5 protein-coding genes and 1 pseudogene are annotated in these 16,623 nt (G+C 62.6%); 5 read left to right on the top strand and 1 reads right to left on the bottom strand.

What is annotated here, in order from left to right:
- Positions 1–29: 29 nt before the first annotated feature.
- The 4 genes and pseudogenes from ACFPN2_RS34045 to ACFPN2_RS34030 all read left to right on the top strand — a co-directional run.
- Positions 30–1,001, top strand: a pseudogene (locus ACFPN2_RS34045) (TauD/TfdA family dioxygenase); the annotation flags it as partial.
- Positions 998–2,851 carry a non-ribosomal peptide synthetase gene (locus ACFPN2_RS34040; RefSeq protein ID WP_380605089.1) on the top strand — a complete coding sequence of 618 codons (1,854 nt, stop codon included), beginning with the start codon at positions 998–1,000 and terminating at the stop codon, positions 2,849–2,851. The pseudogene ACFPN2_RS34045 and the gene ACFPN2_RS34040, both read left to right, overlap by 4 nt.
- Positions 2,848–11,346 carry an amino acid adenylation domain-containing protein gene (locus ACFPN2_RS34035; RefSeq protein WP_380605088.1) on the top strand — a complete coding sequence of 2,833 codons (8,499 nt, stop codon included), beginning with the start codon at positions 2,848–2,850 and terminating at the stop codon, positions 11,344–11,346. The genes ACFPN2_RS34040 and ACFPN2_RS34035 overlap by 4 nt, the downstream gene beginning before the upstream one ends.
- A gap of 177 nt (positions 11,347–11,523) precedes the next feature.
- Positions 11,524–13,680, top strand: coding sequence for a TonB-dependent siderophore receptor (locus ACFPN2_RS34030; protein ID WP_380605087.1), 2,157 nt, complete (start codon positions 11,524–11,526; stop codon positions 13,678–13,680).
- On the opposite strand, the gene ACFPN2_RS34025 is transcribed toward ACFPN2_RS34030, so the two are convergent.
- Positions 13,658–14,902, bottom strand: a complete 1,245-nt coding sequence (locus ACFPN2_RS34025; protein ID WP_380605085.1) for an alpha/beta hydrolase family protein — start codon at positions 14,900–14,902, stop codon at positions 13,658–13,660. The genes ACFPN2_RS34030 and ACFPN2_RS34025 overlap by 23 nt on opposite strands.
- Before the next feature lie 131 nt (positions 14,903–15,033).
- On the opposite strand from ACFPN2_RS34025, the gene ACFPN2_RS34020 reads away from it, so the two are divergent.
- A complete protein-coding gene (locus tag ACFPN2_RS34020; protein ID WP_380605083.1) occupies positions 15,034–16,623 on the top strand; it encodes a cyclic peptide export ABC transporter in 1,590 nt (529 codons plus the stop codon).

The raw sequence follows: 16,623 nt of genomic DNA, 5'->3' as shown, positions 1-16,623 counted from the left end.
ACATGGGCGTTGTGAGTACCGGCGACGATGTGAGACTCGCGCCGCTGCGCGCGGGAGCGGACTTCCCGCTGGTCATCGAAGCCCGCAGCGATCTGGACGCGGTGGCCTGGGCGCAGGCGCATCGGGACTGGATTGAGCAACTGGTGGTGAAGCACGGCGGCATTCTGTTCCGTGGCTTCGCGCTCGCCACGCCGCTCGACTTCGAAGCGTTCGCGCAGTCGATCGAGCCGGAGCTGTTCGGCAGCTACGGCGATTTGCCCAAGCTCGAGGGCGGCCAGCGGATCTATCACTCCACGCCGTATCCCGAGCAACAGATGATTCTGTATCACAACGAAGGCTCGCACCTGGATCGCTGGCCGCGGAAGCAGTGGTTCTACTGTTCGGTCCCCGCGCGCAAGGGCGGAGCGACCCCGATCGTCGACTGTCGCGAGGTGCTGCGCCGTCTGCCAGCGGCGCTGGTCGATACGTTCGAGCGAAAACAACTGCTGTACGTGCGCACCTTCACACATCGGCTCGATGTGAGTTGGCAGGAATTCTTCAAGACAGATCACAAGCCGCAAGTGGAGGAGCGCTTACGCCAGGCGCGTATCGATTGGCGCTGGCTGGAGAGCGGCGAGCTGCAAACGCGTACGCGGTGTCCGGCGGTGATTCGTCATCCGCTCAGTGGCGAGCGCGTGTTCTTCAATCAAATCCAACTGCACCACGCGAGCTGTTTACCCGCCGATGTGCGCGAGGATCTGCTCGATATGGTGGGCCTGGAGCGGCTGCCGCGTCACGTGTATTTCGGCGATGGCAGCGCTATCGACGACGAGATGGTGGCGCTCATCGGGCGAGCCTATGAGGACTGCGCGGTGAGATTCGCCTGGCAGCGGGGCGATGTGATCATGCTCGACAATATGCTCGCGGCGCACGCGCGCGATCCCTACGAGGGGCCCAGAAAAATCATCGTTGCGATGGGTGCGATGTTCGAGCGCTCGACACTCGACGGAGCCTCGGCATGATGAACGGCGATGCATATGATGTCGGGCCGCTCGCCATACCAGCGATCGTTGCTCAATGGGCCGGGCAGCGTCCGGATGCCATCGCGCTCGAATCCGAGTCCGGCGCATTGACCTATGCGGAGCTGGAGTTGCGGGTCGATCGACTGAGTCGCTGGATGCGAACACAGGGCGTCAGCTCGGGCGCCCGCGTCGCACTCGACCTGGATCGTTCTATCGAATGGGTTGTCGCCATGCTCGCAGCGTGGCGCTGTGGTGCCGCTTATGTGGCGCTCGATCCAAGCTGGCCCGCGGCACGCAAGACGGCTGTGCTTGCGGATACACAGCCGGTGCTTGTCTATGAAGGTTCGCGAGAGGAACATCGCGCCTCGAATGCATCGGGCCCGTTGTCGGGACCGTCATTGAGCGATGTGGCGTACGTTCTCTATACCTCGGGCTCGACGGGCACGCCCAAGGGCGCAGTGATCGATCACGCCAATCTCTTGAACTATGTGGCGGCGGCCTCTCACGCGATGCGCCTCGCTGATTCTCGACGCTGGGCGCTCAGCAGCACGGTGGCAGCGGACCTCGGCTATACCGCGTTGTTCGGTGCCTTGTTCAACGGCGCGTGCCTGGTGATCGCCAGCGCCGAACAGATGCAAAGCGGCTCGGCGTTCTGTCGTTTTCTTCGGGAGGCGCGCATCGATGCATTGAAGATCGTGCCCTCGCATCTGGAAGCGTTGCTCGATACCGAACAGCCGAGTCTGCCGCGAAAGTTGATCCTCGGCGGCGAGCCGGCCTCCGCGGCACTGATCCGTCGCATTGGCGAGGTGGCGCCGGACTGCGAAGTCTTCAATCACTACGGCCCGACCGAAACGACGGTGGGTGTGATGATTCATGAAGCGCGCAAGGGCGAGGCGGCCGAGGGCGGCTTGCCGCTCACTCGCGTATTAGCAAATAACCGTATCTACGTGCTCGATGGCGAGCTGCAGCCCGCCCCAGTCGGCACGGTCGGCGAGCTCTATATCGGTGGCGCGCAGGTGGGGCAGGGTTATTACGGTCAGTCCTCGTCGCAGGCATTCATCACCGATCCGTTCATGCCCGGCGAGCGCATGTATCGAACCGGTGATCTGGCGTACCGGCGGGCCGAAGGCGGCCTGCGACTCACGGGCCGAGCAGATCGGCAACTGAAGATTCGCGGCTTTCGAGTCGCCCCGGAGGAAATTGAGACGACGTTGAATGCGATCGATGGCGTGCGTCATGCGGTCGTCACGCCCCGCACGGTCGGGGACGCCACGGAGCTCGTCGCGCATCTGGTTCTGGATACATCGCGGTCGTCGCCGCCCGATATTGAAAGCATTCGCGAGCGCGTCGGCACGCTCCTGCCCATTCATATGCAGCCGACGTATTGGCAGGTGACGACGCAATTGCCGAGGCTCGCCAACGGCAAAGTCGATCGTGTCAGTCTTGCGAAGCTGCCGATAGAGTCGCAACTCATGACAACGACTCGCGCGCCACGGACCGCGGTCGAGTTCGTGCTGACGGACTGCATGGCCCAGTTGCTCCGCCGCGAGAGCCTTGGCATCGATGATGATTTTTTCGAGATGGGCGGTCATTCTTTGCTGGTGATCAAACTGGTGGCCCGCCTGCGCAGGCTGCTGAAGGTGGAGATCCCGCCCGGTCTGGTGTTCGATCATCGAACCGCGGCCGCGCTTGCCGACGTGTTACAGAATCGATGCACCGATCCGATTGAGTTGGAACGTCTGGCCGAACTGCACCGGCGCCTCGCACAGCTGTCTCCCGAGGAGCGAGCGGAGCTGGAGCAGCGGGCGCGGTCGCAGGCCGCCGCAGCCAAGGAGATGAACCCGGCATGAGCCAGGCGCAAGACGAATTGCTGAACGCGTTGCTCGATAGTGAGCTGGCCGCGACCGACGAGATCGTGGCCCGACCTGAGGCGCAGGCGCCGCTCTCGTTCTCGCAGCAACAGTTGTGGTCGCTGCAGAGCTTCGAGCCGACGCTGACCGCTTACAACCTGTCGCGGGCTTTTCGCTTGCACGGACCGTTGAACGTTACGGCGCTGAATCGTGCGTTTGTCGCATTGATCGACCGTCATGCCTCGCTGCGGACTCGCTTTGCTTCGAATCGCGGAATTCCATTTCAAGAGGTCATGCCCTCTGTGCCGTTCGAGCTACGGCAGGATGATGTGTCCGACGTGCCGCAGGCACAGCGCGAAGCGCGGTTGATGGAATGTTTGAAACGTACGGTGACTCACGTCTTCGACTTGTCGAAGCCCCCGTTGCTGGTTGCGCATGTAATCGCGCTGGCACCGCAGGAGCACGTCCTGGTCACCTGCATGCACCACATCGTGTCTGACGCGTGGTCGAATCCGATCATCGCGAAGGATCTGGGCGATGCCTACGCACGGGCCTTGCAGGATGACGGCGCTGTGCGATTGAGGCCGCCCGACATTCGCTACACGGACTATGCACGATGGCAGCGGGCGCGGTCGGAAGCCGGCGAGCTTGCCCGCGATTTGAAGTTTTGGAATGAATATCTGGGTGCCGCGGTCCCGGCACTGGAGCTGCCGGCGGATCGCGTGCGCCCATCGCGACAGACATTCGCCGGTGCTCGCGAGCCGTTCGTGCTGGATGCGGCATTGGTCGCGCGTCTCCATCAGTTCTGTCGCAACGAGCGATGCACGCCGTTTGTGGTGTTACTGGCGGCGTGGCAGATCGTGCTGTCTCGCTGGAGCGCTCAATTGGACTTCGCGATTGGCGTGCCGACCTCGGGCCGCCTGCGTCATGAAGTGCAGTCGCTGGTGGGATTTTTCGTCAATACGCTGGTGTTTCGCGCCCGCCTGCGTCCCGAAATGACGCTGCGTGAGATTTGCAAACAAGTGCGAGCCGACGCGTTGGCCGGGCTCGATCACGCCGGCCTGCCGTTCGAAAGCATTTGCGAAAGCCGCGTGGCGGAGCGCGATCCGGCCCGCAGCCCGGTGTTCCAAGTGATGTTCAGCAGTCAAACTGCTGAGCCCTCCGAACGGCTGGAGCTGGCCGGCCTGCGCGTCGAACCGCTGCGATTTCGCAAAGACACCGCCAAGTTCGAACTGTCCATCGATGTGACCGTGGGCGCGCAGCGCGTTGCCGGGCGCATGGAATACAACACGGATTTGTTCGATGCCGACTCGATTGTGCGGCTGGCTCGATGGTACGAGAACGTGCTGACCCACCTGGTCGATCGTCCCGATGGCAAGCTTGCGGAAGTTGAACTGCGCAGCCCTGCCGAGCTTGAAGCGCAGGCCGCTTGGGGAGCCGTCACGGGGCAACACACCGCGAGCCAGACGTTACATTCGCTGATCGAAGAACAGGCGCGGTGTCGTGCCGATGAGGTTGCAGTCACGTGCGAAGGGCATTCGATCAGCTATGGTGAGTTGAACCGGCGTGCCAACCGTCTCGCGCATCGTCTGATCGCAGCGGGCGCGAGACCGGAAGCCATGGTCGGCGTTTGCTTGGGCCGCGGCATCGACATGGTGATCGCCGTGCTGGCCACGCTGAAAAGCGGCGCTGCATATGTGCCCTTGGATCCCGAGTATCCGCAAGAGCGCTTGCGCCACATGGTGGAGGATAGCGGCGTCAGGCTGGTATTGGCCCAGCCCGACACCAGCGAATGCTTGCAAGCTGCGCCGGGCGTGACGGTGCTGCAGATAGATGCACCCGATGCAGGCGAGCCAGTCGAGCACGATCCGAATGTTCCGATGCGCGTCGACCAACTCGCGTATGTGATCTACACCTCCGGTTCCACCGGCAAGCCGAAAGGCGCGCAACTCACTCATGCCAATGTCGTGCGTTTGCTGGACGCCACGCGGCACTGGTTCGCATTCGATGCCAGCGACGTCTGGACGCTGTTCCATTCCTACGCATTCGACTTCTCGGTGTGGGAGTTGTTCGGTGCCTTGTGTCATGGCGGCAGGCTGGTCATCGTGCCGCATGCGATCAGCCGTGCGCCCGAGGAGTTTCTGCAGCTGCTGCGCGAGCAACGAGTCACGGTGCTCAATCAGACCCCGTCGGCGTTTCAACAGCTGCTGCGCGTGCCCGCATTGTATGAAACGAACGATCTGGCCTTGCGCGTCGTGATCTTCGGTGGAGAAGCGCTGAGTCCGTCGACGTTGCGTCCCTGGATCGAACGCTTTGGCGACGCGCGGCCGCGACTGATCAATATGTACGGCATCACTGAGACCACGGTGCACGTCACCTTTCGCCCAATCACGCTCGCGGATCTGAATGCAGCGCGAAGTCCGATCGGCCAGACGATTCCAGATCTGGGGATGCGAGTGCTCGGACCCGATTTATCGCCGATGCCGCCCGGTGTACCTGGCGAGCTATACGTAGAAGGCGCGGGACTCGCGCGCGGATATTTGCATCGGGCCGGCATCACGTCGGAGCGCTTCATCGCCGATCCGATCGGTCGAGCCGGCGCACGCTTGTATCGCACGGGCGACCGCGCCCGCTGGAACGACGATGGCGAGCTCGAATATCTCGGACGCGTGGACCAACAGCTGAAGATTCGCGGCTTTCGCATCGAGCCGGGCGAGATCGAAGCGCAGTTGCTGTCGCAGCCTGAGGTGCGCGAGGCCCCGGTCGTGCCAAATGAGTTCGGTGGATCGACCCGGCTCGTTGCGTATGTGACTTTGTATGAGGGCGCGGAGATCCGTGGCGAGCAATTGCGTGATCGCCTGGCCCGCTCGCTGCCCGACTATATGCTTCCCGCGAGCATTCTCGTGTTGCCGGCCTTGCCGCTCACGAGCAACGGCAAGATCGATCGCAAGGCATTGCCATCAGTGGCAGGCGCGGCGCTGGAGGGCTTCGAGCCTCCTGAGGGCGAGGTTGAAATCGCCTTCGCGAAGATCTGGCAGGAGGTGCTGGGGGCGGAGCGGGTCGGTCGTCGTCACAATTTCTTTGTCTTGGGGGGCGACTCCATTCTGAGCTTGCAGATCGTCGCTCGGGCGCGCGAAGCGGGCTGGGCGATCACGCCGCGGCAGTTGTTCGAACATCAAACGGTGGCGGCATTGGCCGCGGTCGCGCAACCGCACTCGACGCCGGCCGAGCAACCCGCCGAAGCATTGCACGGGTCGGTTCCCTTGCTACCTATTCAGGCCGAGTTCTTCGCTCGTGACATCGCGGCCCGCCATCACTGGAATCAAGCGGTGCTACTGCGTTCGGCAGTGCCCTTGAATATCGCGGCGTTAGAGCAGGCGTTGCAAGCGCTCGTCACTCAGCACGACGCGCTCAGGCTGCGTTTCAAGCAGGTCGATGGATCGTGGCAGCAGTTCTATGCCGATTCCGCCGGAGCCCCGCCGGCGATGCTCCAGGTTCGCTCGGCGCGCGGTCGGAAAGAAATCGAGATGCTTTGCTCGCGAGCGCAGCGCTCGTTGCATCTGAGCGATGGGCCACTGCTCAGAGCCGTCGCGATTCACGTCGCGGATGACAGCTGGCGTTTGCTGCTGGTCTTGCATCACTTGATCGTCGATGGCGTCTCGTGGCGTGTGTTGCTGGAAGATCTGCGTAGCGCGTACGCGCAAGCGGAGGCAAATCGAGCCATCGAGTTGCCGGACCGGACCAGCAGTTATCGGCGCTGGGCATTGCAGCTGCAAGAGTACGCCAGCACGCATCCGGAGGAGTTCGATGATTGGCAGAGCTCGGCGGACGATTGCTCGACGCTTCCAGTCGATCACCCCACAGGATCGCGAGCGCTCGAGCATCAAGCGGTCGCGCAGGTGAAGTTGAATCGGTTGCGAACACGGGCACTGTTGCAGGAAGCGCCAGCCGCCTATCGAACCCAGGTCAACGATCTGCTGTTGACTGCACTCGCGCGAGCACTGTCGAACTGGAGCGGGCACCAGCGCGTGCTCATCGACCTGGAAGGTCACGGCCGCGAGGATATCTTCGCCGGCGTGGACGTATCGCGCACGGTGGGGTGGTTCACCAGTTTGTTTCCTGTGGCATTGGCGGCGGCAGGCGAGCTGGATGCCGCTTTGAAACAGGTGAAGGAAACTCTACGGAACGTTCCCAACCGCGGCATTGGCTTCGGTGCATTCCGACACCTGGGCAGCGATGAGCAGCGGCAGCGACTGGCGGAACTTCCGCGTGCAGCGGTCGCGTTCAACTACCTGGGCCAGTTCGATGGCACGTTCGAGAACGATTCGACGTGGACGCCGGCCGAAGAGTCGGTCGGGCGCGCGGCCGATCCCAGTGCGCCCGCGTGGCACGAGCTCACCGTCAATGGACGGGTCTTTGGCGGTGAGTTGCGCCTGAATCTGCGCTACAGCAAGCGTCGTTATGCAGCTCGAACCATGCGGGCGTTGGCGCGCAGTTTCGAAGCGGAGCTCGAGCAGATCATCGAGCATTGTTGTAGTGGCGTGCGCGCTGTCACGCCCTCGGATTTTCCGCTCGCTCGATTGATTCAGCCGCAGCTCGACGCGCTGCCGATGCCGGCACATCGGTTGCAGGATCTTTATCCTTTGTCGCCCATGCAGGCGGGCATGTTGTTTCAAGGGTTGTCTGACCCGCGGGGAATCGCGTACATCAATCAGCTGCGGCTCGACATCGACGCGCTCGATGAGGAGCGCTTCTGCGCGGCGTGGCAGGCGGCACTCGATCGACACGATATTCTTCGCACCGGCTTTTTGCATGGAACCGAGCCGCCGCTGCAGTGGGTGGCTCATGCGGCGAGCGTGCCGATCGAGGCGCACGACTGGCGCGAGCGAGCGGATCACACGCGAGCCTTGAGTGAGCTTGCGCAAAGTGAGCTCGACCGTGGGTTCGACGTGGCACAGCCGCCCTTGATGCGATTGACCCTGGTGCGCATCGGGCCGACCCGACATCACTTGATCTGGACGCGTCATCACTTGTTGCTGGATGGCTGGAGCACATCGCAACTGATGGGCGAGGTCATGCGTCATTACGCCGGCGAGCGCGTGCCGGCGCCGACGTTACGCTACAAAAGTTACATCGCGTGGCTGCAGGATCGAAGTCACGAGAGCGCCGCCCGCTATTGGCAATCTCAGCTGCGGGCGCTGGATGAGCCGACGTTGCTCGCCGACGTCGTTCCCAAACCGATCCAGGGGCAGGGGCATGCCGAGCATGCGCTGAACTTCGATGAGCAAACGGCCGCCAAGCTCACAGCGGCGTGTCGCGAGCAGCGCGTGACGCTCAATACCTTGATACAAGCGGCCTGGTCGCTGCTGTTACGTCGTCATACCGGGCGCGCAACGGTGGTGTTCGGTGCGACTACCGCCGGTCGGCCGGTCGAGCTCGCCGGCATTCAGCAGTTGCTGGGGCTGTTCATCAACACGCTGCCGGTGATTGCAACACCGGCGCCGGAGCGCATCGTGGGCGATTGGCTGCGGGACCTGCAGGCGCAGAACCTCGCGTCCCGAGAGTACGAGCACACGCCTCTCTATGAGATTCAGCGCTGGGCCGGCCTCGGCGGGCGGGGATTGTTCGATACGGTGCTGGTGTTCGAGAACTATCCAATCGATGCGGCGCTTCGATCGCTGCCGCCCGGCAGTCCCAAGCTCAGCGGCACGCGTCATCGCGAGGAGACCCACTACCCGTTGACGCTCCTGGTCACGCAGGGACGGACGATCTCGATTCGGTTTCGCTATGACGAGGCGCACTTCGATGCGGAGTCGGTCGATGCGTTTGCCGGTCATTTGGCTGGGCTTATCGTCGGTCTGGTGGAGAGCGCCGCCGGCCCTCTACAACGCGTGGATCATTTGACAGACGCGGATCGCGCGAAGCTGCAGCTCTGGCAGCGCGCACGTGCGCCCGCGAGCGACGATTCGCGACCGGTGCATCGATGTTTCGAGCAGCAAGTGGCCGCGCAGCCGCAGGCAATCGCGCTCATCGCCGGCGACGAGCAATTGACGTACGCACAACTGAACGCGCGGGCCAATCGACTCGCGCATCGTTTGATTGCGTGCGGCGTGAAGCTGGAAACGCCCGTCGGTGTTTCGCTGGAGCGTTCGCCGGAACTTGTGATCGCGCTGCTCGCCATTCTGAAAGCTGGCGGCGCTTATGTGCCGCTCGATCCTGCGTATCCAGCGGCACGGCGCATCCTCATGCAGGAGGAGAGCGGTGTGCACCTGGTGCTCGGGCCCGCTGAGCTCAGCGCAATCGAAGATCCGGCCTGGCCATCGGATGATCCGCAGGTTGTGTCGCACGCCGACACGCTGGCTTATATCTTGTTTACATCGGGTTCCACGGGCCGACCGAAAGGTGTCGCTGTCACTCACCGGGCCATCGTTCAACGCGTGACTGCCGGCGGTTTTGCACGGCTCGATCGTGACCAGCGTGTGCTGCAATTCGCACCGGTGGCATTCGACGCCTCGACCTTGGAGATCTGGGGTTGCCTGTGTAACGGGGGCACGCTGGTGCAAGCCCCGGCGGGCAGCGTGCCGCTGGAGAGCCTGGCGGAGTTGATCGAGACGCGCGGGGTGACGACGGCATGGCTCACGTCTGCGCTGTTCAATAAAATGGTCGAGCGGCACGGTCGCTCACTGCGTGGCTTACAACAATTGCTCACTGGCGGTGAAGCGATTTCCGCGCCCCACGCGGTGCAGGCTCTCGAGCGACTGGCGGGCGGCGCGCTCATCAATGGCTATGGGCCGACCGAGACGACGACGTTTGCCACCTGTCATGCGATCGATGCGAGCGAGGCCGCGACCGGGCGAATTGCCATCGGCCGGCCCATCGGCGCGACCGAATGTTATATTCTGGATGACTCGCTGCAGCCCGTGGCGCCGGGGGCGATGGGTGAGTTGTATATCGGCGGCGCCGGTCTCGCGCGAGGTTATATGAATCGTGCGTCCGCCACCTGCGAACGTTTCATCGCGAACCCGTGGGCGGACTCCGCATCGACACGCCTGTATCGAACCGGCGACCGCGTCCGCTGGCGCGCGGACGGTGCAATCGAATATCTGGGCCGCACCGATCAGATGGTGAAAATCCGCGGCTTTCGCATCGAGCCCGGCGAGGTGACGATGGAACTGCTGCGACAACCCCATGTCAGCGCCGCAGTCACCGTCGTGCGCGATACAGGCGGCGGGAGTCAACTGATCTCTTATGTGTCTCCGCAGCCGGGCGCGACATTGAACGAGTCGCAGCTCAAGCAGTCACTCAGTGAACGTTTGCCTGCATACATGCTTCCCGCCGCTTGCATCGTGCTGCCGGTCTTGCCCGTGAACGCCAACGGCAAGATCGATATTCGCAGCTTGCCGGCGCCGCACGCGGCGAGTTTCGAGGCGCCGCAAGGCGAAGTGGAGGAGGCGCTGGCGGCCATCTGGCGGCAGGTGCTGAATGTCGAGCGGGTGGGACGACACGATAACTTCTTCGAGCTCGGAGGACACTCGCTGCTGTTGTTACAGGCGCGTACGCAGATGCGCGCACTGTCACACCTGCGGCTCGATTTCGAGATTGGCGATCTGATGCGATATCCGACCATCGCGGGTCTGGTCGCTTCGCGCTGCGACCAGGTCGGCGCCTCGCAATCCATTATTCGTCTGAATGCCTCGATGCCAGGCACGCCGGTGTTCTGCCTGCATTCAGGGCGTGGGCCGGCGCTTCAGTACCTGCCGCTCGCACGTGCTTTGAACGGAACGTGCACGGTTTACGGTGTGATGTGTCGCATGCTGCTCGACTTCAACCATCGCGATGTTTCGGTTCAGCAGATGGCGACGGATTACCTCGCGATGATTCGTGAGGTCCAACCGCATGGGCCGTATGCGCTGCTGGGCTATTCCTTAGGCGGGGTGCTGGCCGCAACGATCACGGCGATGCTCGAAGACGAGGGTGAGCGAGTCGAGTTTCTCGGTCTCATCGACAGCTTCGTTCCGCTTCCCGATCGCCCCGGCGAGCGGTCGCTGCGGCAGCCATTTGTCGCGTTCTTGCGAGGCGTGCTGCCGCAGGCTTCGATAGATGAAACGCGACTCGATGGGTTGCGCTTCGATTCCATCGAGGCGCTGGAAGACGATCCGGCGGTGGTGCCGTTCATTCAGGATATGTTGAATGCCCGGTCCGGCGCGACGCGGGCGGCGTTCGGGGAGCTGGATGCCGTCGAGATCCTGCGCGCGTTCATCACACATCGCTGGCTGATCCGGCTCACGATACAAACAACGGCGCTGTCCACGTTACGAACGGAGGCGGATTACTGGTGGATAGAAGATCGGCCCGCGGCGCATAAGGCGCATCTGATACAAACACTGGGGCAGGCGCGAAGCGAGCACAGTATCGCGGCCGACCATTCCGAAATCATCCGGGCGCCGGCGCTGATCGCCAGTGTGGCTGAAACATTTCGGCAACGACGCGGCTGACGCTTGTTCTCTAGTTGAGAACTGTTATCATCTGCTCGTCGATATACAGATCGACATATTCAGCCAGCCCTCCCTGACCCCTTGCTGCGCGGTCAGTCGTGACGGCAAGCCACCATTTGCCGAACAGCCGATGACATCGGTCCGCGTCGCGGGCCCGTGTCTGCATGGAAGTCATAAATGTTAGAGCAGATGTCCGACCGCCGCTGGCCGTCGAGAGCGTTGTCGTTGGCCGTGACTGCGGTGTTACTGGCGCCGCTGGCGGCTGTTGCCGCAGATTCCACCACGGCTGACGCCAAAACCCTGGGCAAGATCCGGGTCGACGGCGCGACGGAGGTGACGACCGAAAACAACGGTTCCTACGCCGCCACTGCGGTCACGCTCGCCAAAGGCGGCCAGGAGCTGCGAGAGATCCCGCAATCGGTGTCGGTCATCACGCGGCAGCGCCTCGACGATCAAAATATCAATTCATTGCCCGAAGCGCTCAAGAACACCACGGGTGTGACCGTGCAGCGGGGCGACGGCTCGGGATTCTTCAATTCCTCGTATGCGCGCGGCTATACCACCGACTCGTTTCAATTGGACGGGTTGAATGTACGCAGCGAGAGCATCGTGGCCGACCTGGATCTGGCGATCTACGACCGCGTCGAAGTGATGCGCGGCGCCGCCGGCTTGTTCAAGGGCACGGGTGAGCCGGGCTTGACGGTCAATCTGGCGCGTAAACGCGCGCTGGAGACAGCGCATTTCAACAGCCTGCTGAGCGGCGGCTCCTGGGATAGCTATCGCGGTGAGCTCGATGTGACCGGCGCGCTCAACGATGCCGGCACCGTGCGGGCCCGCGGGGTTGCGGTGTACGAGGATCGCGATTCGTATCTGGATCATTCGCCTGCCGATAAGCAGGTGATCTACGGCACGTTGGAAACTGACCTGACCGAATCGACGACGCTCTCGGTGGGCGGGACATATCAGGAAGTCGACGCTGTCTTCAATCAAGGCCTGCCTGCGTATGCCGATGGCAGGTTGCTGGATGTCGCGCGTTCCACCGCACTGGTGTCGGATTGGAACGTGCAGGACATGGAGAACATGGATTTGTTTGCCGAGCTGGAGCAGCGGCTGGATAACGGCGGACAGTTCAAGGTCGCCGTGCGTCGCCAGAACCGGGATATGTTTTATCAAGGCATGCGTGGTGCGGGCGCCGTTGCCGCCAACGGTGACGTACGGTTGCAATACCTTCGGCTGGATTTCGAGCAGGAGAGCACGGGGGCCGATGTGTTCCTGAGCACGCCGTTCGAATGGCTCGGGCGCGGCCATGTGGTCACCGTCGGTGCGGACTACAGCAAGCTCGATAAGAGCGAGGACCGCACGCCCGATTCGACGGTCGCCACGACCAATGTGTTCAATCACAACTTCCAGCTCGTGGAGCCGCAATGGGTCGACACGACCGCCACCGACGAGGTGTTGAAGGCGGAAGAGTATGGCTTCTATGGTCAACTGCGCCTGAGCGCAACGGACTCGCTGACGTTCATCGCGGGCGGCCGTGTCAGTTGGTGGGAGTCCACGGTGCGCAATCCGGTGACGCGCGCGGTGCTGTCCGACGCCGAGGCGGAAAGCGAATTTACTCCGTATGCCGCGGTGGTCTATGACCTGACCGATGCGCTGACGCTCTACGCAAGCTACACCGATATCTTCAAGCCCCAGAATCAGCGGACCGCGCTCGGTACTCAGCTCGAGCCACGCACAGGCACGCAGTATGAAGCGGGGGTCAAAGGCGAGTTCCTGGCGCGGCGATTGAATGCCAGCGCGGCGGTGTTTCGAATCGAGGACGAGAACCGCTCCATCGCGGACGTGAACAACGCGGGCTTCTTCGTGCCGATCGGTGAAGCGCGCAGCCAGGGCTTCGAAACAGAAGTCAGCGGTCTGATCACGCCGGCGTGGAATCTCACGGCGGGCTATGCCTTCACGGAAACCGAATTCATCCGTGGCGCGACGGCGATACAGACCGGTCAGCCGCTGAGCACGCTGACTCCGAAGCATGCATTCACTCTGTGGACCACATACACGCTGCCCGACCATTGGGTGCGTGGGCTGGACGTTGGTGGCGGTGTGCGAACCTCGAGCGGCGTGTACAGCGACGCCGGCACGGTTCGCTTCGAGTCCGGCGGTTACAGCATCGTGTCCGCACGCGTCGGTTACAGAATCACCGAGCGGCTCAACGCCTCGCTGAACGTGAACAATGTGTTCGATAAGAATTACTACGAGCGCGTCACGAACGCGACCCGGCAGAACTATTATGGCGAGCCGATGAACTTCACGCTCACCTTGCGCGCGTCGTTCTGATCTCACCGCGTCGGATCGGATCGAACAGCTGGCGTCGGACGGCGCTGTAACAGGCCATGCTGTAACGGTGATGGCCGGTGCCATCCACTTCGGGTGGAATGCTGTCCGCCACGTCGATGACTGCTACGTCGGCGCCTCGTGCGCGAAATGCAGTCTGCGCGGCATAGGCATTCTGCAGGTCGACCACGGTGTCACGACTGCTGCCGCACAGGATCGTGGGCGCGGCGGGGCGCCAGTCGAGAAGATCGTTCTGGCGTAGCGCCCTGCGAAACGGCTGATTCTCATCGAGCAGGAACGCGGCGCTGAAGGCTGGATTTCTCAGCTCGTTGAGCTTGCCACCCGCGGGCAGCGCCTGCTGGCGGTCGATTTCGGTGATGGTCAGCGCGCCGGAGAACAGTTGCTCGACTGGTTTCCCATAAGCCGCGGCGAAGACCTCGCCGGGATCCGAATACAGGCCGTAGACCTGGTTGTAGCTGAGCAGTGTGTACGCGAACAACTCCGAGGCCAACGAGTTCGGCTCGCCCGCGGTGTAGCCGAACCAAGAGCCGAGGAATGTTTGCGATAGATAGTACGGCCCAGCCATGGGGGCGGACGCGATCAGTTTGATTTCACCGGCGTGGTTTCTTTCGATCTCGCGCTGCGCGGCCATCGCCGCATGGCCGCCTTGGGAATAGCCGAACAACATCACTCGATCGTCGGCGGGAATGGCCAGATCGCGAGCCGCTGCACGTGCCGCGCGGATGGCGTCGATGATGGCGCTGGCTTCGGAGTCGGCGTGCAGATAGGGGTGAAAGGGATAGTCGGACTTGCCGAGCCCGAGGTAATCGGGCGTGACGACCAAATAACCTTGGGCGGCGAAAAACGTGATGGCGGTGTTGCCGGCATCGACTTCCGCCGACGAACGTTTGCGGTCCGATTGCGTGCCATGCGCCTGGGCGAGCAACGGAAACGGCCCGGCACAGCCCTGCGGAACATAGATCGCTGCCGATAGTGTCACTGGCTCGCTACGCACGCCGATACTGTCGTAAGTCACCTGTATGACTTGCACGTCACATTGCGCGGCGCCGCTCAATGCCACGAACTTGTTCTTTGCATCGATCGACTGGCGGGAGAAGGTCGACAGTTGCTCGACGCTTTTCACGGTGCCGCGTGCCGGCGAGTCGCTGGCTTGCGGCGAGGCGCAGGCGCTCAGGAGCAGGAGTAGGGCCAACGATACTCTCATGGTCAGGGCGGCCTTGGCGGCGAACGATGAAGCTAAGACGAACGGCGCCGTGAAATGTTTAGTGGACGGGGCCGACTAAACATACGCACCGCTGGTTCGTCTGACGCAGCATGCGGCTCCACGATGTTTCCGTGCTGTCATTTCTGATCCGGCGTTTCCGTGGGGCGCTGCTCGCTGCGGCGATTGCCAGCGTGATATCCGGCTCCTGCAGTGTGTTCCTGGTCAGCCAGATCAACGTAGTGCTGGCCGCCCAGACCACCGCGCCATTGCAGGGTTTGAAATTTGCGCTCTCGGCCGTCGCGGCGATGTGTGCTCATATGTTTTCTGCGATGTTGTTTCAGAACTTGCGGCAACGGGCCGGCGCGGAGCTGCGCGAGTACATCAGCGGTCAGGTGATGCAGGCGCCGTTCAGGTATCTGGAGCGCGTCGGTTCCGCGTCGGTGCAATCGGCGTTGTCGGAGCACACCGCGAGCGTGACCCAGTTTTTTGTGAGCGTGCCGGCGCTGTTGACCAGTGGCGCAATCGTTGTCGGATGTTTGATCTACCTCATGGTGTTGTCGCCGAGGATTTTCCTGGTCACGCTGCCGTTCGTCGCGCTCGGTGCTTTCGGTTATCACCTCGCGCATCTGAAGGCGATCAACTATCTGCGCTCGGGCACCGCCGAGCAGGAGCGGTTATTCGAGCACTTTCGATCGCTTACGGAAGGGGCGAAGGAATTGCGCCTCAATCGCGCCAAGCGCCGCTTCTTCAGCGACTCGGTCCTGAGCCGGTCCATCGAGAGTGTGCGGCGCCAGAGGACGGTGGGCATGTCGCTGTTCGTCGCGGCTTCCAGCTGGGGCAATTTTCTGATCTACGCCTTCCTGGGCCTGGTGTTGTTTGTCATCGCCGGCGACATTCCCGATCGCGCGCGGGTGTTGACGGGGTTTGCGTTGGTGATGGTCTATATGGTCGGCCCCTTGCAGGCGCTGCTGGTCAGCATTCCGAATGCCAACCTGGTGAAGGTCGCCGCCGAACGCATCGAGGCGCTGGTGCGTGGTATGAAGTCCACCGAGCTCGAAGTTACCGCCGTGTCCGAGGGGGCGTTGCGAAGTATCGAGCTGCAATCGATCCGGCATCGATATCACGATCCGCAGAGCAACGAGTCGTTTCACGTCGGTCCCATCGACCTGCGCTTCGCGCCGGGTGAAGTGACGTTCCTCGTGGGGGGCAACGGCAGCGGCAAGACGACGCTGGCGAAAGTTCTGGTCGGCCTGTATCCGCCGGAGGCGGGCGCCATTCTGCTCAATGACGAGCTCATCGACGATGCCAATCGCGATCGGTATCGACAGCAGTTCTCCGCGGTGTTCTCGGATTTTCATTTGTTCGACAGCCTGCTCGAACAACGCCGCCCGGAACTGGACGAGCGGGGCAACCGCCTGCTGGCCCGGTTGCAGCTGCTACACAAAGTGCAATTGCGCGAGGGGGCCTTCACCACGCGCTCGCTGTCGCATGGTCAGCGCAAGCGACTGGCGCTGGTCGTCGCCTGCCTCGAGGATCGCCCGGTGCTGGTGTTCGATGAGTGGGCGGCCGACCAGGACCCCGGGTTCAAGAACATTTTCTACCGTGAGGTCCTGGCGGAGCTGCGCGAGGAGGGTAAATCGGTCGTCGTGATTTCTCATGACGACCGCTACTTCGATGTCGCCGATCGGATCGTGCGGCTGGAGAACGGGCTCGTGGTGTGA

This window comes from Steroidobacter flavus, assembly GCF_042651805.1.
In the GTDB taxonomy this organism is placed as follows: Bacteria; Pseudomonadota; Gammaproteobacteria; order Steroidobacterales; family Steroidobacteraceae; genus Steroidobacter; species Steroidobacter flavus.
The sequence above is the reverse complement of the archived record's forward strand: the minus strand, read 5'-3'. Positions and strand labels throughout refer to the sequence as shown.